Annotated in this window: 4 protein-coding genes (1 of these 4 running past the window's edge); 3 read left to right on the forward strand and 1 reads right to left on the reverse strand. The window is 52.0% G+C overall.

Going from position 1 to position 26,310, the window contains the following annotated elements; genetic code table 11:
* Window positions 1-13,760, reverse strand: partial view of a leucine-rich repeat domain-containing protein gene (locus C5Y96_RS23300; protein ID WP_146115783.1) — the 5' portion only. Its footprint begins 23,167 nt before the window's first position; 13,760 of the gene's 36,927 nt are visible here — the first part of the coding sequence; the start codon lies at window positions 13,758-13,760; its stop codon lies beyond the left edge, outside the window.
* A 787-nt stretch (window positions 13,761-14,547) separates the two neighbouring features.
* On the opposite strand from C5Y96_RS23300, the gene C5Y96_RS23305 reads away from it, so the two are divergent.
* The 3 genes from C5Y96_RS23305 to C5Y96_RS23315 all read left to right on the forward strand — a co-directional run bounded on the left by C5Y96_RS23305 (window position 14,548) and on the right by C5Y96_RS23315 (window position 26,300).
* A complete protein-coding gene (locus C5Y96_RS23305) occupies window positions 14,548-18,477 on the forward strand; it encodes a beta strand repeat-containing protein (RefSeq protein WP_114322204.1) in 3,930 nt (1,309 codons plus the stop codon).
* Window positions 18,478-18,788: 311 nt separating this feature from the next.
* Complete coding sequence (locus C5Y96_RS23310; RefSeq protein WP_158261382.1) at window positions 18,789-23,411, forward strand: Calx-beta domain-containing protein; 4,623 nt, start codon at window positions 18,789-18,791, stop codon at window positions 23,409-23,411.
* A gap of 468 nt (window positions 23,412-23,879) precedes the next feature.
* The gene (locus tag C5Y96_RS23315) at window positions 23,880-26,300 is read left to right on the forward strand and encodes a DUF1592 domain-containing protein (RefSeq protein WP_105358438.1); all 2,421 of its coding nucleotides are present in this window, start codon (window positions 23,880-23,882) and stop codon (window positions 26,298-26,300) included.
* Window positions 26,301-26,310: the final 10 nt, after the last annotated feature.

Raw genomic sequence — 26,310 nt, forward strand, 5'->3', positions numbered from 1 at the left:
TGACTGCCATCTCCTTCGACAGTCATACCCGCGATGATAACGTCGCTTCCCCATCCACCAGTGATGGTATCACTACCTGGACCGGCATTGACGTAATCATCACCCACACCGGCGCGGATCACATCGGCTCCACCGAACGTCGTAATATGATCGTCACCGGCACCTGCATAGACGATATCCGCCCCTTCATCGGTTGTGATTCGGTCAGCGTGATCGGCCCGCGTGCCTGGCATGCTAGCGGCATCTCCGCCGAGTTCACTCCCATCGACGTCACCCCATACCAAATTATGATCACTGCTGAGCCCGCCCCCTTCGCTGGAGACACCTGCGGTAATTTGATCGCTTCCCCAGCCACCTCGAATGGTATCGGAGCCAGACCCCGCTTCTACGACGTCATCACCATCTTCTGCTTCGATAACGTCGTCGCCGGCCAGCGACCGAATGGTATCGTTACCAGCACCGGCCCAAATGACATCGTTTCCAAGGTCGGTGACCACGTAGTCATCTCCCGGATTCTCGACGAAGACACCGGGCATATTGTCAGAGAAAACGGTATTCATATCGTTTGTAGCGACCGTTGGATTGCGACTTACTCCTGCAAAGATCATGTCGCTTCCACCGCCACCAATAATCGTGTCGGAACCGGACCCCGATTCGACAAGATCATTGCCGCGGCCAGCATGAATGAAGTCGGACCCTTCAAACGTCATGATCGAGTCATCTCCCCAGCCTGCGACCACGAGGTCCACACCGCGATCTGTCGAGATCACGTCGGCATGATTGCCAGGATGACTTGGGACGTTGGTTAGCGAGTCCAATTCATCGCCTGTCAGCTCCTTGTCACCATAAACCTGGTTGGAATCCGTTGTGGCTCCGCGGCCGAGCACGCTCGCACCAGCCACGATTAAATCACTTCCCCATCCACCAACGACTTTGTCAGAACCGCTTCCCGCGTCGATCGTGTCATCACCGTCGCCGGCATAGACTTTATCTGACCCGCCAAACGTGAAGACCGTATCGCTACCCGGTCCACTAACTACAAAATCAGAACCTTCATCGGTGGTAATGAGGTCGGCGTGATCTTCCGGACGCGAGGGATCTGGTATCGTTGGTCCGCCGTCATCGACACTTTCGTAGTCGCCTGGTAGCGGTTCGACATCGCCGTACACGGTGTTTCGATCGCCGATTGAGCCTCCCCCCTTATTGCTTAGGCCAGCAATAATCGTATCAGCTCCCCAGCCGCCAATGATCGTATCCGAACCGCTACCTGCTTCAACAATGTCGTTTCCAAAACCAGCATCGATATAGTCCGAACCTGCCAAAGACTGGATCTTATCGTCTCCGGGGCCCGATATAATGGTGTCGATTCCGAGCCCACCCAGAATGGCATCACCATGATTGCCCGTAGGTATAGAAGACTGAGTAGGGTCAAGTTGAGCAAAATTGAACGTCCCTTTGTTAAACGCGTACGCGGCGCGATCTCGTTGCCAATCTCCTGCCGCCAATGGCCCAAGATCGCCGTAGATCACGTTCGATTCCTGAGCCGATCCGCCATCATTTGGGGCAGCTAAAATCTGATCCGCTCCCCAGCCGCCGACGATTATCTCGGAACCGATGCCCGCATCAATCATGTCGTTTCCACTTCCGCCGTCGATCAAGTCGTTACCGGCGAAAGTCATGATCGTGTCATCACCGGGACCAGCAAACACCGTATCATCTCCGTCATCCGTTGTGATTTTGTCTCGATGATCCGCCTCAGCACCTGGCATGTTGGCTAGTTGGGCAGGATCAAATGCAGCAGTTGGGTCAAATTCTTGCTTAGCGTTGACCGGACCAATATCTCCATAGACAAGGTTCTGATCGTTACCATTTGCCCCCGAGATTCCGCCTGCGTATATCTCATCCCTCCCCCAACCACCTGCGATGGAGTCGGAACCTGTTCCTGCATCGATGTAGTCGTTGCCATCACCTCCATCGATGATGTCGTTACCGCTGAAGGTGTAGATTCGGTCGTTTCCAGAGCCAGCAAAGACCGTATCGGCAGAATCGATATCCCCGTAGATTACGTCATTCCCAGAACCACCAATCAACAAGTGATTGTCACCGCGCGTCTGCTCGTCCGGATCACTCTCGGTATTGGCTACAAGAAGGTCATCGTCATCTCCACCATCAAGCGTGTCGCTACCACCCCCGCCATAAAGCTTATCGTTTCCTCCCTGGCCATAGATGATGTCGTCGTTCTGAGCACCATCCAGGAAGTCATCCCCGGCACCGCCGTAAATGATATCGTTGCCGGCAAGCCCTAATGGACTGGCATGGATGTAGCCTTCACCGCTGATCCAGTCGTTGCCACCACGTCCGTCGAGTATGTCGTTACCATGGCCACCGACAATATAGTCATCGCCCCCACCGCCACGAATAAAATCGTCATCGCGACCACCGTCAATTCGCACAGAGCGATTAAGATTCGGATCGATGATGAAAACGTCATTTCCAGCATTGTCAGCGTGGCCTGTATTTGGATTTGCCACCGTGGCAATCAACGTCAACGTCGACAGCGGAACACTGATTTCCTCTAAGATAGAACCGCCGAAAGTTTCGTTGCCGTAATTGAAGGATTCAAACTTTCGGGCAACCGCCGAACCACCTTCGACCGTGACACTCCAGTAATCGGCAACGTCCGTCGTGGGAATCTCCAGAACACCGCTAGATGCATTAAAGCTGGGTGGAGCTTCACGAACCTGGGCGAGAAATGCACCTCGATCTACTGAACCAGGTACCTCGGGACGACCATCATCCGTCAATTTGAGCTCTGGAATCTCTGGAACTTCCGGAATCTTCGGTCGATTCAAGTCGAACTCAAGGAGAGTAATATTCACCGGCTCTTCGTAGACGTCTACGATCGTCCACGACTTCGTAATCTTCTTGAAACCAAGGTTGACTTTGAGTGATGCTTCCAGCTTCGCAAAGTAGAACAGTCGCGCATCGATTTGCCCACTGCTCTCGAATACATACTCTGGCCCTAAATCCAGCAACTGTTCAAATTCATCCAGGTGAATTCGCCCATCGTTGTCGAGATCGGTGAGATCAAGCCCAAGTTCCAGAAAGAGTCCGCCGCCTGCTCCTGCAGAAAAATTCAGGTTTACGCCAGGCGCTAGTGAGAGAGGCGGAATTCGAGGGGGTTCGATGGTTAGTGTAACCGAACCGGTCAACACGGCTTCTGGAACATCGGGCCCTGTTCCATCCGCACTTGCCGTATCACTTACGTAAAACCCGTCCAGGATGTCTTTCTCATCTCCAGTGCTGAGATACTTGCGAATACCGCGTGTGTCAAATCCAAAATTCATATCGACCGATACGCCGACACCGGCATTGAAGTAGCCAAACAACCACGGAGGAAACACGGGAATCGGCGGCTGGGCTGTAAAACCGAATCCAACACTAAATTTTGGAAGATCCAGGGTAAAAAGAGGAATATCTTGCCCCAGCAGCAGTTGAAAAGCGGCCAGGGGATTCTCGATCAATGGGAAAGCAAATCCTGAACCATCAACGGTAGCCGCCGGAACAAGCTCTCCTTCCAAAGCGGACGAAGATCCCGAACTCATGTTGCCAATGGCTTGGAAATACTTCTTGACCGAGCCGCTCAGCGAGTCGACCGGATTGGCAACCGTACTGAAACCGCCTCCACCAAGCGCAACAGGAACGATATCCTTCCCATCGAGCGAAGTCAGTGGGTTCGTGCCAGGCAGCTTGATCTGAGAGAGAGTCGTACTGCGTAGATCAATCCCGGTATCCGCCGAAAGTACCAGGTCTCCAAGCTTGACCTCGACACCATCTCCGACACTGGGTACCGAAGCAATATCAGACAGGAAATCGACGAACTCTACAAACTCAATGACCGCATCGAGATCGACATCTTCCACATCTCCAAACAGCCTGGCCAAATCGAGCATGTTTGTCGGACCAGCCAAATCCGATACAACAGGCAGAGGGTCTGTCAGAAAGTCGAGTACGGGCTTAACCGGACCAAGCAGATCGTTAATCTGCCCCACAATCGGTTCGACAAATCGATTGACAAACTGACCGACGTTTAGCCGGACATTATTAAACGCTATGGATGGGACATCGAGGTCAAAGTCACCAACGTTCGAGTCGTAATGCAATTCCCAATCAAGAGCAAAATCGCTACGCAGTGACGGGAGATTCGCTTCGCCGCCGAAACTCGCTACCAGATCAAGATCCACGTCGGCGAGAATATCGATCTTTGCTGAAAGCAAATCCGTAGGAGAATGACCGAATAACTCGTTCGACGTCAGGCGACCATCACCGCTTGGATCAAGAAGATTCACACGGAATGCACCGCTACCGTCATTAGGGCCAGTCACGTCGTAAGGTGTAATCGATCGGTTCTTCGCGTCGGTGATATCCACCTGAAGGAAGCCCATTCGCCCGGAAGCCTGAAGGCCTGGAATTCCGGCACGGATGTCAAAAACAAGCTCATCAGTTCCTGGTCTTGTGGCCAGATAGATCCCATCCGACTTGCTGATCCCGATGCCTAATCTCAAATCAAAGCGTGACTGAAGTTCAATCAGGCCTGCCACATCAAGCCCCAGGCCTGGTACTGCGAAATCAACCACGACCGGCAAATCGATCTTCTTCCACCCCTGTGTCACATCGAAATCGAATTGCACGTCATCCGTGGTAAAGTCGATTTCATTTGGCTTTGCAAGATTACCGTCCACTCGCAGGACAACATCCTCGACAGTAATCACACCGTCAGGAACGCCTGTTTCCCCCAGACCGTTGACATCTTGCAACCACCCAAGTCCGCCTGGCCCAAGCGCCTCGAAAATGCGCTGACGCACGAACGTGAGTGACTTTTCGCCCGACTGTGCAAAGCCGTCGGATACGCGGTTTTTGATGTCGACAATAAAGGTAGCAACGCGTTGAAGTTCATCGCCGACCAAGGGAATATTCTTGCTGAATACTCCATCGTCGACGGCCGTCTCGAACACGGCGAAGATTTGATCCCAACTTCCTATCAGGCCGTCCAGGTTCGACGAGAGATCGATACCGTCAAACTGCGACAGAAAGTCTGGCACCAGCGAAACCGTGGAACCGGGAATATCCGTCAGGTCACCGATGGACACAATTAGATCTGGTTGGTCAGGATCCAAGGGTATCGACTCTGTTGGAAAGCGAATCGGCAGGATTGCGTCGAATGAGCCCTCAAAGCTGCCATCCATCTGCAAGCCAATCGACTCTCCCAGGTAATATCGCCCATCTGGGTCGTCTGGTAGCTTGACGGTGAGAGCGATGGGATCGGTCAGATCTCCCCCCCCGTCGACATCGAGCTGAACGCTACCATTCTTTACGAACAATCCCAGCGGCCCAACAGCTGCCGAAAAATTCAAATTCTTGCCGTTTGCTCGAACTCCGATCATGCCGCCAGTCGTATCGTAAACGAACGGCTGTGGATCGGATGGTATCGAGAGATCAATCCCCAAATCAAAATGCAGATTGGCTATCGTATCGACCTGGAAGCTGCCGCTTCCTTCGACATCCACTAAACGGCCGACCCCAGGAATGCCAGCACTTGAAAGATCAAAGTTCACCGGGAGTGTGTGAGTTAGCGACTTATCCAGCTGTATATCAATTCGCAACGCCTCCGCTCCAGCAGTCAAATCGAGACTCAATTCAACTGTATCGCTATCGGTACCAACAGTAACCTGAAGTCCGAGTGCGGTTTCAAACGCGGTCTCGACATATTCCTCAAAGCCGTTAATCGAGTCCAATGCCGACGCCGACAACGAATCAGAGAACTCCTGAAGATCAAGATCCACGTTGAGCAGTTCAGACAAATTTCGGTCGATCACCGGCAGATCGTCCACCCAGAGCGATGCATCGAAACTTTGAAAAAGCCGATCGACACTATCGACCGCGTCAATCAAATGCTGAGGATCCAGATAACGAAGCACACGTAGTGGTTCAAGAGCAGGCGAGAGGTTTAGATCAACGGTCGGATCAAGATCAATGTCAGTACGAGTCCACGATGCGACAATCGGCTCGTCAAATATCTCAAGCCCAAGGATGTCCAAGTCGACCGGAAGTTCAAGCGAAGCCGTCGAGCTATAAGTGGCTTGGAAGATTCCAGCTGCTTCAGGGTCTGACACACCGTCAAATAACGCTTCTAGGGATAGCCTGCCCGAAACGCTTTGCAGATCAATGCTAGCCGTGGTGGTCGCTTGAAGCTCGCCATCATTTAGGGCGAGTGAGACAATCCCAAAGCGAGCTAAGGCATCCAGTTCATTCACTGAACCATTCAACTCTAAGCTGATTTCAGGACCGGATACTTCATCGGTCGAAACAAACGCGTGCCGTGCCAGACTATCCGTATGAAGTGGAGCTCCAACGATCTGCAAGCGGCCATCTGCTGACAACTGAGCAGATTGACCCACGAGGCCGAGACCTACACCCGCGATGCCCCCCAATGAACCATTGAACGCTATCACCGTGAATTCGTTATTACCCGTTGTCTTATCAATGAGTGATAGCGACTTCTGATCGGAACCGATACTGGCTTCAAGTTTGCTTGTGTCGCCGTTGATAACAGACAATACATCGCCAACCGTAACGAGCCCGTCGAGGTTGATTCCGAACACAGTCCCGTCACTTAACGTGATCGCGAAGTCGACAAAGGAGTCAGACGTTTCGATACCGTTGAATCCCAGCGCCGACAAATTGGCAACATTCGCAATTGAAATCGCACCGACCGAACTGTGGGTGGTTTCGATGGTCAATCTTCCGTCACGTGTCTCGACTCGGATCTTTCCGTCGAAAATCGTACCGGACAATTGCTCGCGAACAACCCGGTTGAGATCACGGCCCAATGCAGCCAAGTCGTTATTTGTCTCTGTGTCTTCAGATGGCAGAGTGACTTGAAAGACTTGTGGGGCCCCGCCCACCGAGGGAATTATCGAGAGATTAAAGGTAACGTCGTTGTTCAATCGCAGCGCGGCTGGAGCGTTTGAAGCGCCAAGTCCAACCTGCGTGGATACACCGCGGTTAACTTGAGTCGCATCGAGCCCATTCAGATGACTTAATGGAGTACTGGCATCGATGCTAAACGAGGCTCCCAATTCAGTGAGCTTGGCACCAACCGTCAGAGACAGGGCAGCTGAACCGGAAAGCGAAAGCTTGCTACTGGTACGTAGTTGTCCCAGATCACCTAGATCGTCGTTGAAAGCCAGATCGAGGTCGTCCGATTCACGTTCCAGGCCAATCTTCAGATCGAACAATATCTCTTGGTTGTCAGAATCGTAGCGGACATCCTGCACGATGGTCCCGAACAGGGCTAAGATATTTTGAATGGAACGGTCACTCGCTTTGGTAAGCGTTGATTCGATTTCCTGGAACGTCGTTCGCCATCCTTCTTCGAGGTCGATGAATGAACCGAGCGTTTCTCCCTGGATAAAGTCAATATCCGCAGCGAGGACCGATGACTTTTCCGCTTCGGCCAGCCATTGTCCCACTTGGCTGAACAATCCCAGTATGTCTTGGGGTGCCAGCGTCCCCAAAACGTCGAGTCCAAGCGCAGTGAGATCGGACAGATTGACCTGCGGGTCTCCTGCGAAGACATTTCCTGAGGTGAGCAGGATCGTAGGCGTCCCCGGGGCAGTAAATCCACCAAAAGCGACATGCGTCGGAAGGGACACATTGACCGTTCCAGTGCCAACAACCGAAGTATCAAAGATACTTCCGATGGTCACCGACTGCAGTTCAGACCGAGAGAATGACTTGCCTGGAACGGTTGCTGAGACATCAAGCATCGCACTCATAGCGACGACCGCGTCGTTGACGTCGAGTCGTAGTGCTCCGAAATCAAGGCCGAAGTCAAAATCGTCCGCCGTCCCAATATCAATTGTCGTAGAGATCGAAAAGTCATCAGGCGTCACATAGAACTCAGCCGTATTTGCCGCGTTCCGCGTTACTCCCAATTGAAGGGGAACGATTGCCGTCGTCACCAGGGGAATGTCAATTCCTGACTCATCGTCGTCGAACTCCGAAAATGTGAGTCCCACGTCTGCCGCCAGTTCGCCAAGGTTCAGGCTTCTAGTGAACGTCTGCTCGATGTCTAGTGCAATGTCAAACGCAAATTGGCTGGAAGATGCAGCCGCAACGCTGGCGGTCACTTTCAAAACCAATTCGGAACCATCTGTGGTCGTAAAAGATATCTCAAACGCTTCGAGGAAGTCGGCAAACTGCTGAGGAGTCGCATTGGGATGATTGGTAAAAAACTCGTCTACAGCTGGTAACAGCGCCTCACGAATCGTGGAGTCTAAATTCAACGCCTCCCCAGTGGTCAACTGGGTTAACAGGGTGTCGACATCATTCGCGGCGTTTGTGGGGCCAACTAACGGTAGAGGCTTGGAAAGGTCAGAATAGGATTCCAGTTCTTTGAGGCTTTCTGCTAACGCTTCTAAACCCTGGACCAATTCTACCTTGTCTTGCGCTGTAAATCGGTGGACGACAGGACTTACCGGCACGAATTCGATTTCCGGTGCAGCAAAGGCAATTCGTATAACATCAGCCGCAAGTAGCCCTGATGATTGGAGAGTCAGAGGTGTGCCGTTCTGTGGGTCTGAGTAGCCACTAATCACCGACGCGGCACTCACGCTGCCCAAAGTCGAAATAACCACCTTCGCATCACCGGTTCGTCCGGCACTATTGGCCGACACGCGCTGGAGGAAATCGATCACCTCCGATACCGAGAGCCCGGCGATACTGAATTCAGCCTCGAGGCCAGGGTTGCTATTGCCTGTGTTAAGACCTCCCGTTCTTCCGTTTAATGCAGCAAGGGCCAGTAACTCAGGCTGACCATTGCTACTTGAGGTGACCAAGTTCCCATTGGAAGTGGAAAGCTCTAAAGCGGCCGCCAAAGTCGCCACAACCCAGTCGGGGCCAAAGTTATCGACCGTGCTTGCCAGACCGGGGATATCAAGTTCGCTCCACACTGGTGCGTTGACGGAGCCCAACCAATCTCGCGTCGCTGCATCGATTTGCCCAGGCGTCGAAACAAACTCTCCCAGGGGATCGATCACAGCCTGAAACAGTTCCAGTGCGGAAGTTGTCTTCGGCCCGATAATCCCATCAACGGCTAGTTTGTCCCCGTTCGAATCACGAAAACCTAGATAGTTAAGACGTTGCTGCAAGCGAACGGTATCGACAAAATTAGCCGCACCATCAACACCGCCAAAGTTGCCCAATGGCTCGGCCCCTGGGCCAACCTCAAAATCAAAGCTGTATGCGTCGCCGTCTACGCCAAAATGTAGCCGCAATTTTCCTTGGAAGCCCCGGAAGTCCGGTCCTAGCGAAGTCGGACTAATGTCTCCCGGCACTCCATCGCTCGTCTCTGGAGCAAAAAACAAGTTGCCGGTCGACGAGAATGAATTTGCCGTGATGCGATCGGAAGTGAACAGTTTGCCGACCGATGTGTTTCCGGCTTGAACCAGAAACTCCCCTTTGCGGAAGGAGTGTTCTATTAGAGACAATTGGGTGGTCTGCCCGGTTGAAGGGTTGACCAGGCCCATACCCAGTAGCGAAAAGACATGAGTATCGGAGCTTGCTGCAGGATCCGCACTCGTTGCAACCCCAGAACCACTCGAATCGAGAATCTCAGGCAAAGAAAGTGAAGCGACGCTTCCGGTATAATTTTCCGATGCTGTTACTTCTACTGGAATCGTTGTGCCGTCATCAACGACGGCAGAGAATATCATCGACGAGAAATCGGGTTGGTTTGTCAACGGATCATTGGCGAGAACGGATCCAGTACCATCCCACACCGTGTCGAGTTCAAGCGTAATTCCACCTTGCCCGTTCGTCGAAACCTGGAACGGCACATCCTGAAGGATCCCTAACGCACCTGACTTTACGAGTGTCCCTGACTCCGGTGCAGCATTCGAGGAATTCGGGGCAGGTTGGTTTAAGATCTGCTCAAGTTCGGCTCGACTGAATGTGAATTCATCCAGAATAATTCCGTCCGCGACTTCTGCCCCAGAATTGTCGGCGAGTGTGGAAGGATCATTGACCATTAGGACTATACGAAACTTATCATCTGGGCGTTTCACCCGAATGACCGAATCGAGAAAATCGACGTCCTCGATTCTCATGGTCAACTGGACGCCTTGGTTGCTCGCATCTTGAGATAGCTTGACAAGCTTTCGTTGAAAGGAGGTAACCGACGGAGGCAAGATTTGCTTTGAGATGCTTGTGGTAACCGTACCCAGCCCGGCCGCGCTATTAATGTCGTCCGCTTTTGTAAGCGCAAAATACCAGTCGCCTGCTTTCACGCTAGTTGGGTTATCGATCGAGATCCATTTAACCAGTTCAACATTCCCGCTTGCGGCCTTACTAGAAGTCAATGAAATCTCGTCAGCAAACTTCACCCAATCCACAGACTGGTTCGTAATTTGCCCCTGAGCGTTGACGACATAAAACAGATTTTCATTGTAGGCTGCGCTTCCATCCCCTTGCCAAAGAACAAGATCGCTATTGTTAGCTCCAGCACCTGGAATACGTACCCGGGCGCGTGGAATGCCGTCATTCTGTGTCCAGCGGAGCATCACAGCGGCCTGATTCAGCGGCTGTGATGCAGGAAAGTTATACTTCGCTTCGGCAACGTTCCCGCCAGGAATTAGCGCGACGGTCTTCTTGTCTACCTCCAGCAGGCTATTGATCGGTTCGATAGAAACCAGTTCGCCGTCTCGCATGACTTCATTGAAGTAAAGACGGTAGCCAAAACCGGCTTCGAAGAATGGAATCTTTGCTGACGCATAGAACGCGAAGAAGTCGTTTTCACGACTCGCTGCATCGTTCGTGACGTCATCAATCATCTGAAGACGGAATCCGCCTTTGAAAAGCTCCAGGTCTTTTCCGAAGTAGATTGGCAAGATATCGGACAGTGGAATATTGACATTGATGCTCCCACCCGCTGTCGCGGCGAAGCGATCTGGCAGAAAGCCGTTGTCGTCCGTGTAAGCAGCGACGGTAAAGTCAAAATTCCCGGTTCCCAGAGACTTCGTGCCCGCCGTGAACAAACTGCCGGTGCCAGACGTTGTGAAGTATTCTTGCCTTCCATTCAGCGTTAACTTGTCAGTCGTCAGCTTAGCAAGAGACCAGCCTGGTATGATCTCACCCAGAATTGAAATTTCATTCGTAAAATCGAAACTCTGCTCAGGTTGTAAGTCATTTAAGTTCGTTGCGGTGCCAGGTTGTCTTAGAATCAGGCCATCGTCATAGGCAGCCGCGACAATCACGCTTCCCTTGGCAAGCGAGTACTTCGCGTTCGGTGGGTTCGACGCCGTGTAAGTGGGAGGATTGACCGTGTCGATACCAATCACGTTAAACAGTTGCTTCGTGATCGGATTGTCGAGAAACTTAAATCCCTTAATCTGCGGCCCAAATGTGGTGGATACGCCCCCGATAAGCTCCCACGACGGTGAAGCCAACTGGGTGACGCCTGCCAAGATATCTTGCACATAGAAACTGGGGAGGAACGCGGGGGTGTTGAGGTCTTTTCCCTCAAGAATGACCGTGTTGAGCTCACCATCTACAAACCCAATTCGGCCTCCAACCTTCGGCCCCCATGGTGTCACGAATTCAACGGCACCATTCCATCCTTTGCTTGTTGAAGACTGAATCTGGGCATACTCCAGTTCAAATTTCGATATCCCAAAGCCTGCCCAGCTTCCCGTTGTATTACCCTCCGAATCGGTAGAGGCACCGAAATTCTTCAGTGAGATCTTCCCAGTGATCTCGGTCCAATTCCAACCAGTGGGATCGTAGCTTGGCGGAAGCGTGACGCGTAGTGAATTGTTACCCGTCATCGAGACGTTAACGTTGAACTGATCTGTGTCGATCGATCGTTCGACTTTGCCGTTTTTTGTTTCGGTCTTGACGAAACCAAACAGCAAATCGCCTTGCAGCTTGAATGTTCCGCTTGTGTCGCCACCGCGGTTATCGATTTCAGCGAAATCAACCTCGGTACGTAAGCCTTGCCCTTCAGGCAATCCAATGATCGTTTTTAGATCGTACTTACCCGACTGTGCAGCAGGAGAACCGGACGATACTTTGACGTAATAAACCCCTTGGTTTAAAGTGCTGCCGACAGAAAGCGGATTTGCTTCATCCGCCGCTCCATTGACCTCGGGGTACAAGTCGACGTGGAATGCACCACCATCTTTTCGATCTGCCGAAAGTTCAACCACTTCTTGGCCACCATTAGGGATGGTGAACTTGAACCAATCGACATCATCCGCGTTATGGAGAAATGTGTTGTTGTAGCTACTGATTTTTGTGGCGTCTGACGCCCCTGGAATCGCACTCAGGTTAGTCGCTCTGGCAGACGTATTGTTATCAACTGACGACTGGTAGGAGATACTAAAATTACTGAGTGGCTGAAGCGCAAAGCCGCCGTATAGGTCGATAATTGGGAACTTGGCTCCATCCCCTTTTAAGACCTGAAGTCCCGTAATATCCTTGATTCCGTCTTTATCAAAGATGAGAAAGTCGTTGTCATCTGCCGTTGTCGACGGGTCACCGCCGATTGAGACGGTCAACGCGTTCTTCACGGTGACAAATAAGTTATCCAGGGAAGGGAGCGTTCCGCTGATCGACAGCTTCCCTTGAGCACGTAGTTCCAACCGACTATCGAGCGATACCGGATTGCCAGTTTGCGGTGGAAGAAACAATTCAAGGCTGTCAAGCTCTGCGGTGGCCAGCTTGAGAATCTGAGCCTTCTTCGAAGTCGTAGCAAGTTTGACATTGCCACCTTCGTTTATCTCAAATGAGCCCGTGAAAATATCATAGAAACCGGAATATCCCGGAAAGGTCTCGAGACTTCCATTGAGCACCTTCAGGTTCTGTTTTTGCGTTTGAGAGTCAGTTTCAATCCAAAACACAAAGTCGCCAACAGAATTGAGTACTTCTACCGGATCATCTTGAGAACCCGACTCACGGACAGCCAAGCCAAGCGAGTCACCAAGCTTGCGTACGAAAACCTTCGTACCGCTAGTCGCTAACTTTGTAATTCCCTCGAGCTGAAAAGAGTTCCCTTGAACATTGGTAACGACATACCCATTTGGTTCACTTAGTTGTTGACCGTTCAGCAGCGTGGGCCTTGCCCCAACGCTTCCCAACACGATACGATCACCGTTTTGAAGATAGCCACCGTTACTTATTGTGAACGTCGCATTGCTCACGCTAACCGAAACATCGCGACGAGTCGAATAGAACGTCCCCGCTGGAACCTCACCAGAAAACAACGACTTGATCGACGAATTCTCGACTTGCCCCTTTGTGAGTGAGGTAAAGTCACTGGAATCCATAAATAGATCTAGGTTCGCTGTGTTACTACCGACACCAGTCGGAACCTTGATGTCAAAAAGTTCGGTATAGGAGCCAGTACCGTTCGTATTGATCTCCAGGCTATCTGGTTCAGCCGTATCCGCCGTCAGCTCAGGAGTACAGAATCCGTCTTCCGTAGTTACCACCGTTCCTACGAACGATGAACTATGATTGGCATCCGTCTGTACACGCAAAGTGTCGTCGCCGGGAAGCACAGGCCCGTCAGCCAACGTCCAACCAATAAACGTCTCGCTACTAAGAACGCGACGGTCTTCCAGTTGCTCTAAACGATTTCGCCTACGTGAAAGACGACGAGTCCCCTTACGTCCCACACGAGACTTATTGCGCCGAGTCATTCCAACGCCCCATATTGCCAGAAATTAACCGCGTTGTTGATGCATCGGAATTTAAGGGATCAAATTCAGCTGGCCAATCCCGTAACACCAATGCAGCAACTAATCTGACGCGCAGCGCTAATCGATACGCGTGCGCCAAAAAAGAGATTGGGGAGCAGTCTATCAAACCGCAATTCACGAATGCAACTATTGCCTGAAAGATTAATCGAATATCTATTACCGGGGGGAACACAACATGTATATCCCACCTAGTAATTACCTAACGCAAGAGAACCGACTCCCATGTCGGAATGAATGAAGAATAAAAAGACGAATCAGTCACACAATTGCACCGTAAACAGATGCCTTCCTTTCGATAAATACCAAGTTCTCTCGCCCCCCTGACGCAATCATGACTTCTGCGATATGTTTCCTCGGCAATAACAACGGAAGACAATTCCACTCTTCCAAGTGAAAGAGTTCTAGCCTATCGCACCTTGTTTTTAGATTAAATTATTCGGGAAGTAGTTGACGGGCGATCAATATTTGGGCACAACTATCTGCCGATTAAGAAGGTTTACACTGCCACGCCTGCACACCTTGCCGGAGAGCCGCAGAACGAACACCTCGTTTCATGCCAACCGCCTTCGGGTGTACATAGCCACGAAGACCGAAAGGCGTTCAACAACGACAACTCGGTGCTCATTCTTAGTTTCTACCGGTTGTGCAGCAACTGACCCTATTGACGCGTATATGATATACGCGCTCATGCAAGACGCATAACACGTCATATAGACTAGGTTGAACCATGAAGCTTCAGTCGTGTCGGGAAGTTCGTCGTCGTAAACTTACTCGCACGCGGCTCGCATGCGAGAAGTGTGAGCCTCGTCTTATGCTCGTTGGCGACCTACAGTTCGTGAGCGCCGCGGATGCCAGTGTTGCTCCTGGAGCCCAACTGAGCGTGCCGGTACTTTACCAGACGCTCGATAGTAACCGAGACCCGTCGGACCAACTCGCCTCTGGACTTGGACTCCGATTACACTTCAACTCTTCCTTACTCACCTTCGACAGCCTGGCCCTGGGAGTTACCGAAGACGCATTCTTCAACCCCAACACGGTCGTTGCCCAGGACGATATCAACGACTTCGATAACGACCCCACGACCGACAAGTTTCTCACCGCCGCTTGGAACGACCTCATTCAGGCCGATGGCGGATGGCCTTCCGCTTCCGCTCAGCCGGTTACCCTCTACACGGCCAACTTCACCGCGGCTGGCGGCTTTACCGGTCAGACGCTTATCAACTTCAGCAGCAGCAGTACCGGCACCAATCCATCCAACGGACAGTCGTTCGCCTTCGATTCTCAGTCGGCGACGATCTCTGCCCAGCCCCCTGGCACCCTGAGCCTCGCGGCAACGGATGCCGACAAGCCGGAAGGCGACAGTGCAACGACCAACTATACCTTCACCGTGACCCGCAGCGGCAGCACGACAGGTGCCGCCAGCGTGGACTACGTTGTGAGCGGAAGCGGACCCAACCCCGCCGATGCAGCCGACTTCGGCGGAACCTTCCCCAATGGCACGGTCAACTTCGCCGATGGTCAAGCCACCCAACTGATCACCATTGCCGTAGCTGGTGACACGGCAATTGAGGAGAACGAAGGATTTACCGTGACAATCTCTAACCCCGCCGGCGCTACCCTGGGGACAGCGACCGCGGTGGGAACTATCCAGAATGATGACGTGGTAGCGACTCCGCTACAGTTCGTGAGCGCCGCGGATGCCAGTGTTGCTCCTGGAGCCCAACTGAGCGTGCCGGTGCTTTACCAGACGCTCGATAGTAACCGAGACCCGTCGGACCAACTCGCCTCTGGACTTGGACTCCGATTACACTTCAACTCTTCCTTACTCACCTTCGACAGCCTGGCCCTGGGAGTTACCGAAGACGCATTCTTCAACCCCAACACGGTCGTTGCCCAGGACGATATCAACGACTTCGATAACGACCCCACGACCGACAAGTTTCTCACCGCCGCTTGGAACGACCTCATTCAGGCCGATGGCGGATGGCCTTCCGCTTCCGCTCAGCCGGTTACCCTCTACACGGCCAACTTCACCGCGGCTGGCGGCTTTACCGGTCAGACGCTTATCAACTTCAGCAGCAGCAGTACCGGCACCAATCCATCCAACGGACAGTCGTTCGCCTTCGATTCTCAGTCGGCGACGATCTCTGCCCAGCCCCCTGGCACCCTGAGCCTCGCGGCAACGGATGCCGACAAGCCGGAAGGCGACAGTGCAACGACCAACTATACCTTCACCGTGACCCGCAGCGGCAGCACGACAGGTGCCGCCAGCGTGGACTACGTTGTGAGCGGAAGCGGACCCAACCCCGCCGATGCAGCCGACTTCGGCGGAACCTTCCCCAATGGCACGGTCAACTTCGCCGATGGTCAAGCCACCCAACTGATCACCATTGCCGTAGCTGGTGACACGGCAATTGAGGAGAACGAAGGGTTTACCGTGACAATCTCTAACCCCGCCGGCGCTACCCTGGGGACAGCGACCGCGGTCGGAACTATCCAGAATGATGACACCAACACGCCTCCAACAATTACCCTCATTGCCGACGTAACGATTGACGAAGACACGTCGACAGGCAACCTTGCTTTCACCATTGGAGACCAAGAAACGGCCGCTGGAGCATTGGTCGTTACAGCAACATCAGACAATCAATTGCTTGTTCCGAATGCTAAAATCGCGCTGGGAGGAAGTGGTACAGATCGAACGATAAGTGTTACACCAGTGGCGAATCTGTCAGGCACTGCTGAGATCACTGTGTCAGTGAGTGATGGCACTACGGTCACGGTCGAGTCTTTCATCGTAACGGTGAACGCAGTCAACGATCCTCCTTCTATTTCAGCCATTGCCGATCAGGTTGTTTTTGTTGGCACAGCGACAGCGGCTCTCCCGTTCACGTTGGACGATATTGACAACGCAGTGGGCACCCTTTCCGTCAGCGCCGTTTCAGACAATCAAACTTTGATCCCCAATGCCAATATTGTATTGGGTGGAAGTGGAGCCAGTCGCAATATTATGGTAACACCTGCTTCAGGGCAGACTGGCACGGCACTCATTACCGTTACCGTCGGCGACGGCACGGACACGACAACTGAAGTGTTTGAAGTCAATGTAACCGCCGATGGATTGGAGCTACATTACGTCTTCACGATTCCTGGCATCGGAACAGTGACTCCTGGCGATAACTTGGTCCTTCCACCCAACACCGAAGTCATTGTCTCCGTCGTGGCAGATAAGATGCCTGCGATAAATGATTTAGTGAGCTACCAGTTGAATTTCCAGAATTCGGACCTTGGATCTGGCGGGCTAACGCTTAGCGATTGGGAGACCGATTTCCCCATTGTTATTGACGGCAATCTCTTGACGCCGAGTGATGCATTTGTCGCGGCCGCAAACCTACAAGTCCAAACAACGCCTGTCATCCTCGGCTCCTTCAGCCTGACTACTCCTGCATTTTCTCAAGGAGGGCCCGTAGAGTTCCTTCTGACACTGGACGAAGTCTCCGGGAATGAAATCACTAGCACCACGATTGGTTCGTTAAGTGGTCAGTCCTATTTTATTAGTGATTTTGGCGACGTCATGATCCAATTCGATGTTACGCCACCCCAGGTCGTTGACGTGCAATTGAACGTCGGCCTGACAGATCCTGCAAACCTTCCGTCCGGTGTGCAGCCAACAAGCTGGAGCACCCAACGGAGCGACATTCGAAACATCGTCGTCACATTCGATGAGGATATCAGCAACATCACTGCAGATGACTTAGTGCTTACCAACCTAGGAATCAACGCCCCGGTGGATGCCGACCAGACGATATCGCTCACCGATGGCATGCTCAGTGTTAACGGGAATTCCCTGACTATCACCTTCGCACCGTATCAGTTACCTGACGGTGTGTTCGAACTCCAGGTCCTCTCCACTGTTACCGACCTATTGGGCAATGACCTTGACGGGGATGGAAACGGAGAAGGTGGCGACGCATATAGCATCGCTGGCAACTCGACTAACAAACTATTCAAGCTGACCGGCGACTACAACGGCACCGGAGGTGTTAATATCCTCGACTCGGCCGTTCCAATTTATTGGTTTGGCACGACGCTTCCCGCAGCACCGGAATACGTCGACTTGAACAAATCAGGAGCAATTAACGTTCTCGACTTTTCGGGATATATCGCAAATTTCGGAAAGGCCGTCACCTATCCTGCAGCTCAAATTACACCCGAGGTTTCCGGCGTCCCACTGTTAATGGAACCACTCGACACGGATCTCCTCTATGCCTTGCTGGCTGAAGCAGTGGCCGCAAAGAATAGCGTGCAGTCGGCGATTGTAAACAGTGCTCCATTACCGGGAGAGAGTTTCGAGCCCGCACATTCGGTCGACCAGTTGGCAGTTATGCCGGTCGTATTTTATTCGGATCCCTGCAAGATTATTCCGAACGACAATGTAGGCAACGCAATTCCAGTCGTTAGCCCAGATCTTTCGCTAGGTGACAAGATGGACTTTGGTGAGCGACTGATCGAGGATACTGCAGACCAAAATATCGCCGCCATAGACGAGTCGTTTCGCGAGCTATCCAACGATGATGACTTCATTCCAGATGAGTTTCTCTGTTTGGACAACGACTGGATTTTACTTAGCTATGCCTCTAAAAAGAAATCCTATTGAGACCGGCCATTTCAGAGGTGGCGGAACAATTCGCAGTTTGGAGATGCACCACTCTTCGCCATGTCCGTAGGAAAATCGGAATAGACTAGCTAGAGGCACTCTCTCCAAGTCCGTCAGACGACCAGGGGCATTGTTCGCTTGGATGAATTGTCCCATTTACTTGCCCCGAAGCGATGGAAAACGTCGGTTTGATAGCAAGAGTGCAGGATGCTTCGCCGAGGGCAAATTAGTCCTATTTGCTATTGAGAGTCATTAAATCGGGTCGCTTACGCTAAGCGATGCAACTACCCCTTAAAGAATCAGCGACTATCGTGGCAAAGAATAAACAACAACGAGGTTTACATCTTCCTCGTCGCAGGTTCTCGACAGGACGTTACCCAAGTTTCAATACTTCGCGGATAGAAAGACTTGAAAGCCGCTGGATGCTTTCAAGCACGCCAATCGACCTGCAAGTCTCGTCCGATGACCAACTGGTTTCCGATTCTCCCATGATGGTCGTTAACTCGGGACCTGTCGAACCTGCATGGCTTAGCGAAATGATGATTCAGTGGGGATCCACCGAGTCAATCGAAGAAGCGATTGACTCGGAGGTGGCATGTCTTCCAGCCGAAGAGGTCTACCTACGAGACTCTGAGATAGAACCAGATTGGCTTGTATCCAGTATCCCGACCGAAAATTCGGTTTCGATCGAAGCGATGTTCCCATTGTCGGAAACCTTCAAGCTCCACAGTAAGCCCGACTCCAGCTTTACCATCTATCTCGATTTCGACGGGCACACAACCGTAGGCACGACCTGGAACACTCAATATGGGGTGACAACAATCGAAAGCCCGGCTTACGACACCGACGGTGATCCCAGCACATTCAGCAACTCAGAATTGCAACGCATTCAGGACGTATGGGAAATTGTAGCCGAAGATTTTGCCCCATTTGACGTCAACGTTACTACTGAAGATCCCGGTTCCGAGGCCCTTCGCAAGTCGGGCACAGGGGATTCGCAGTGGGGTGCACGAGTCGTCATTACGGATGATACGTTTGCCGATTGTGGCTGCGGCGGGCATGCCTATATCGGCGCTTTTGAGGATCCACTTGACGAACCGGGATTCGTCTACAACACCAGCTTGCTAGGCGTGGCAGAAGCAGCTAGTCACGAAGTTGGGCACATGCTTAATCTCGCCCATGATGGCCTAACCGATGGCACAACCTACTACGGTGGTCACGGTAGCGGCGTTACCAAGTGGGGACCGATCATGGGTGCCTCGTATAGCGTAGCTGTCTCTCAGTGGGATTTCGGTGAGTACTATAACGCCAATAACAACACCTCTTCGGCGAACTACAGCAACGGCAAGGATGACCTTGATGTTATTACCACCACCAATGGGTTCACCTTCCGTGCCGACGATCATGGCAATGGAATTAGCACGGCAACCTTGTTGAATTCTGGAGGAGAATCGTCGTTCAGTGGGTCCGGTATTATTGAACGGAATACGGACTTGGACGTATTTGCTTTCACAACCACTGGCGGCGTTGGCTCCTTTCAATTTCAATCTCCTTCGTCACGCCCCAACCTGGATATCTGGGCAGGTATCTATGACTCCAACGGTAATTTGGTTGCTCAATCGAACCCAAGCAATAACTTATCGGCATCCTTGAATGACATCTTACTAGAAGCGGGAACTTACTACCTGAAAGTTGATGGTGTCGGTAGCCATGGTGTATACAATCCCATCACCGACAAGGTTGAGGATCCTTCCTCGCCGCCATGGCTGACAAGTAGCCCGGTAGGGTATTCACAGTATGGAAGCCTCGGACAATACGTTTTGACGGGATCTATTGTTGAAGCATCGAACGTTTTGCTTTCCGTCGCCGATGTGAGCGTTCTCGAAGGAAATACCGCGACCATCGTAATTTCTCTTTCCGAACCGACGACGGATGTCATTCAAGTTACCGTTAAGACGCTCTCGGGAACGGCAGATCAAACCGACTTCACTTCGCTGAACCAAGTTATTTCCATTCCGGCGAATTCCACCAGCTATTCTTTTCAGTTACCTACAGTGGAAGATGTCGAAGTAGAATCAGACGAGACCTTTGCCGTGGAACTTAGTAACGCGGTGAATGCTACGATCGACGATGGTTTGGCTATCGTAACCATTCAAAATGATGACGCGGGGCTGCAAATCTTTAGTTTGGCTGCTTCGAAAGATGAGTCAGATAGCGGGACGACAGATTTTACATTCACGATTGCGCGTACAGGAAACACGAGTGGGGCCACTACTTTCAACTACCAGGTTCTAGGAAGTGGTGTTAATCCGGCTTCCGCAAACGACTTCGGAGGAACATTCCCTTCGGGAACACTTAGCTTTGGCCTCGGCGAAACAAGCAAGCTATTAACCATATCAGTTAGTGGCGATTCACAGGTGGAAGCCGATGAACTCTTCAAAGTGCTTCTAAGCAATCCCACGGCAGATACAAGCATCCTTGTGGCGGAAGCAGAAGGGGTGATTCTCAACGATGATGCCGAGCTGCTGCTAGCGCCGACTCTAATTAGCCAATCCGAAGGAAATTCTGGGACAACCATTTATCAATACACGGTTACCCGTCTCGGCGACCCTCGCCAGCTAATCGAACTAAACTACAGCGTTTCCGGATTAGGAGTGTCCCAGGCCAGTGCGGAAGACTTCGCCGCTGGAGTACTACCTTCCGGATCGTTGACGCTTCTTCCTGACCATATGTCAGGCAATATCGACATCTTGGTGGCAAGCGATAGCACGGTAGAAGCGGATGAGGGCTTTTCGCTGAACGTCACTGTGGTAACTGCCGGCATCCCAATCGATAAAACGACGGTCGACGGACAAATTGCAAACGACGACGCCGCAATTGGGTTTGTCGTTCCCGCACAATCCTACGCTGAATCGGACAATGACACGGAAGTGGTTGTCATTCTGCAGCGGAGTGGCGACATGAGTGTTTCGCATAACGTCGACTATGCGTTCAATGGAGGTGACGCCGATGCAGCCGACTTCGGTGGGATAATCCCCAGCGGAACAATCACGTTTGCGCCTGGCGAAGATAGCCAAGTGATCCGAATTACTCTGGCGAGCGATAACAACGTCGAACTGGACGAGTCGTTTGAGTTGAAGCTCAGTGGACCATCTACTGGCGCAACCCTCTCCAATTCTATCTTCACAGGCACCATCTTGAACGATGATACATCGATTGAGATTGTTCCCGTAAACTCGCAAAAACAGGAAGGGGAGGGCAGCTCTACAAGTCTTACCTTTATCGTTAACCGCACAGGAAACTTAACTAGTACTTCCAATATCCGATTTGATGTATTGAGTGATGGAATTGCTGGTGCCACTGCTTCCGATTTTGTCGGAAATGCCCTTCCCTCAGGCCAGTTAACCTTTGCTCCTGGTGAAACTCAGAAACAAATCGACATCAAAGTACAGGACGACTCAGAGGTTGAAGAGGACGAGAGTTTCATCGTTGAACTTTCTGAACCATCTTCCGATGTGACCATCTCAACAGACCAGGCAATAGGTTTAATTATTAACGATGATGCCGCTTTCTCAATTACGCCACTTACGAACGAGGCTGCAGAAGGAGACCAAGGACTAACACCGTTGACCTTCCTCGTTACACGTTCAGGGGCTGTAAGTGCCATCGCCTCCGTTGATTTCGCCGTCAGCATCGAGACCAATGATACCGCAGATGCGGTTGACTTCGGTGGATCTTTGCCGCAAGGCAGCGTGCTCTTTAATGCGAATGAATCACAGCGAACAATAACAATCGATGTTCAGGGTGACGACGAAGTTGAGACAAATGAGACATTTACTATCACCCTTTCTAATCCATCACTAGGGCATGTGATTGAGACAGCAGTTTCCGGCGGCATTATCAACAATGACGACATCGGTGTGCGAATCGAAGCTGTTATCAGTGGTGTGAGCGAAGGTAGCATTTTCGCCTATCGCATCGTTCGAACTGGCGATTCCACGCAAACGACTACCATTCAGTACGCTGCCCAAGGAAGTGGTGCCTCCCCAGTCGATGCGGCAGATTTTGGAGGTACACTACCCAGCGGGCAAGTCGTATTCACACCAGGGCAAACTTCGAAACTAGTTACATTCAGCTCAAGTCAGGATCTGCTTGTCGAAGCAGATGAGACCTTTACCATCTCGATTACAGGTGACGGAAGTTTCGTTATCTCCACAGGCTCACTGACGGGCACTATTTTTAACGACGACACATCGACGCAATTTGCTCCGCTCGATGTAAATGAAGACGGGACAGTTGATGCGTCAACCGATGGCAACCTGATCCTCACAGTAATGTTCGGCCTGCCTGACTCGAACTTGACCCCATTTCGAGGAAGTTCCGTTCTAACCGAGGCACAGATTTCCAATAACGTGGCCGCGTTGATCTCGGACAATACTCTGGATGTGAATGAAAGTGGAAACGTCGACGCCTCAACCGACGGAAATCTGATTCTCGCTGTGTTATTTGGCTTTGCCCCGCAAAACCTAACTCCATTAAGAGGCAATACATCACTCACCAACGAACAGATCTTCGCTAACGTTAATTCCTTGACTATCGTTCCGCAGGCCAGTCTCACCACCCTTGAAGGTGAGTCAATCGGTTATGCCAAGCCCCAGGATGAACTCGACAGTCCCTCGTATGCCATCAGGGAGCCACTGTCTGATAACGCTCTCAACCAGATTTCCGATACAAATCTTCCGGACAAACTACTCACCAACCGATCATTGGTCGAAGAGCTAATTTTCGACGAAGCTATATCGAATTCTGTAATTCAGTTGCTTTTCGGGGATTGGGATAACTTCTCGCAGCGACTCGCTCTTGATGAATCCGAACTTTACGAACTTTCACTAGACCTTCTAGGCCTCGATGACACGGAAACCACTGCGAATTGAGTGTCGTGCAGATCGCGCGATCACAAGATAATTCGGGCCAAATTGGCGGCGATCTGACTTATTGTGGTACCCATTGATCATTGAACCTCTATTTCCTCGCAGAATACATCTGTCTGGCTACGGTTGTGAACGATTATCGCGCTGTATGATTTTGCGTGAATGGAATTCGATATGGGATCTTATTGTTCGCTAGCGTAAAGAACCTCCGCCCGGCCATTACTTTCATCGGAACAGACCTCAGTCTGAATTCTAGATAATTGAGTGCGAGCATTTGCGTGTTGAGTTACACTAACTCTAGCGAAAGCAGAGTTTCGATGATGGGGCTTTATCGGACGGACCAGCATCAACCTCGTAAGAATATGTGAATCGTTTGCGATTGAACGATCTGCGAGCATTTCATACGCTTTCGTTTCCTGCCTAAACCCCACGCTGTTCAATCTCCTTCCTCCCAAGAACCAGGCCTTCCCTATGCGTCTATCATGCATGATGCTGGCATTCTTCTATGGGGCGACCGTCGTTTCGGCCGCGGAACCCTATGAGGCGTTCCTGCAAGCGCACTGCATTCGGTGTCATGGGCCAGAAATGGTCGAGCGTAACTTGCGGATTGATCAGTTGTCACGCGATTTTAAGTCCGGAGTCGATGGGCATCTGTGGGCGGAAATCGTCGAGCGCATCAATGCTGGCGAAATGCCGCCGGAGGATGAACCGCAGCCGAGCGAAAACGAAATTGCCGCCGTTATTGCGCAGCTCGATACCCGCATCCGCGAAGGCCGAGCCGCACGCATGGCCGCTCGGTCGCCGGTGGCCCACTATCGATTAAGCCGACAAGAATATCAGAATACGGTCTACGACCTGCTCGGGGTTCGCTACGATCCCGCCCAACCTGGCGAGCTCAACGCCGATCCGCTCTGGCATGGATTCGAACGCATCGGATCGCAGCTGTCGCTATCACCGTCTCACGTCGAACGCTACTATCGCGCTTCAGAAATTGTTTTAAGCCGAGCGTTTCCAGAGCAGCCAGTCGAGTCGCAGACGATTCATAAGTCGGCGGCAGAAATTCGATACGATGGAGGAAAACGCCAGCAGGAGTATCTCGACCGATTTGGAATCAAGCGCCCACTGCGTGCTTTAATCTTCCCTGGACGAGAACTTCAGGCGCTGCGACCCCATTGGTTTAGTACGGGTGCTTCGAAAAGTGGGCTATATCGAGCGAGACTGCAAATCAGCGGCGTTCGACCGCCCGGTGGCCAGACACCTCACTTACGGATTGGCAAGCGTACCGGGGAAGGTACCAACGAGGGCCTGATCGAGCTGGATATTCTGGCCCCCGAGGACAAACCAGAGATCATCGAGTTCGAGGTGTTCCTGGAAATGCCCACGAGTCTCGATTTCAACGTCGTTGTTACCGACATCATCTCACGCGACAAGGGGGCCCATCATCGTAATATTCTGGGTGGCTCCGACTATGTCTTCACACATACCAGTGAAACGACCTTATTGAATCCGACAGGCCCCAAACTTTTCGACGAAGATGGGAATGGAATCTTCTCGTTCGTGCTGCTCGATTGGATCGAATGGGAAGGCCCCATCGAGAGTGAAGCGGAACAAGCAACACGCACGGGGGTACTCCCCTCGGCTGATGCATCCGTAGAAGTGATCACGCAACATCTCAATCAATTCGCCAAACGTGCCTGGCGGCGTCCGGTTAGTAACGACGAACTTCTACCCTATATCAAGGCCTACGAGGAAGAACTCGCGGCCGGTGAAGACATGGCTTCCGCCTATCAAATCGCTTTACTGGGCGTACTCAATAGCCGAAATTTCACTTATCTGGTCGAGGGAGACACTCAATCCCGCGAGCGACTAAACGACTGGGAACTTGCTTCGCGTCTCTCGTATTTCCTTTGGAGTTCCATGCCGGATCAAGCTCTCTTCGACGCGGCTGCCGCTGGGAAGCTTACCGATGGCGAACTTGCCAACCAGGTCGATCGTATGCTTTCCGATCCGAAGATCGATCGATTCGTCAACGACTTCCCCCGACAATGGCTACAGCTTCACCGCGTTGGGATGTTTCCGCCGGATGGTAATTTGTACCCGGAATACGACGTCTGGCTGGAAGCAAGCATGCGTGAGGAGGTAAAACAGTACTTTCGTGAGGTATTCTCGAGTAACTTGAGCATAGATAGCTTTATCACGTCGGATTGGACGATGGCCAATTCGCGGCTTTGCGAATTTTATGGTTTGCCTGCCCCAAAGGCATCCGGCCCGCAAAAGGTTGCTCTGCGTCCCGAAGACCACCGCGGCGGCCTGCTGACGATGGGCGCGATCCTTGGCTTGACCTCAGATGGAACGCGGCATCGCCCCGTTCACCGCGGGGTTTGGATCAGCGAGGCGATCTTCGGCAAGACTCCCCCTCCGCCACCTGCTAATGTCGACCCGATCGAACCCAATCCGCCTGACAGCCCTAAAGCGACGATTCGGCATAAGATCAAAGCCCATACCCAGAATGCAAGCTGTGCGGCCTGCCATCGCAACATTGACCCATTGGGCTTAGCCTTCGACCAATTCGACGCGATCGGCCAGTGGCGAACCCACGAACGTGTCGAAAAGGGGACCGGGGACGATCCGCCTGTTGATCCTAGCGGCGAGATGCCCGACGGTCGTGGTTTCGCCGACGCCGAGCAGTTTAAACAACTATTACTGGAAGATCGCGATCAATTCCTACATGCGCTGATTGAGCACCTTTGCTCGTACGGATTACGCCGTGTCCTGACGGTGGATGACCGAGAAGATATTGGAGCGATTGTCGAAGAGGCCAAACGCCACAACTATCAATTGAAAGACATTGTTCGCGCAGTTGCTCTGTCCGACATTATGAAGAAGCGGTAACACGCTCGTA

It is taken from the genome of Blastopirellula marina (genome assembly GCF_002967715.1).
In the GTDB taxonomy this organism is placed as follows: domain Bacteria; phylum Planctomycetota; class Planctomycetia; order Pirellulales; family Pirellulaceae; genus Bremerella; species Bremerella marina_B.

What these genes read in the sequence shown, in the direction of transcription:
- C5Y96_RS23305 (WP_114322204.1), top strand. Translation starts at nt 14,548, where the DNA reads ATGAAGCTTCAGTCGTGTCGGGAAGTTCGTCGTCGTAAACTTACTCGC.
- C5Y96_RS23315 (WP_105358438.1), top strand. Translation starts at nt 23,880, where the DNA reads ATGCGTCTATCATGCATGATGCTGGCATTCTTCTATGGGGCGACCGTC.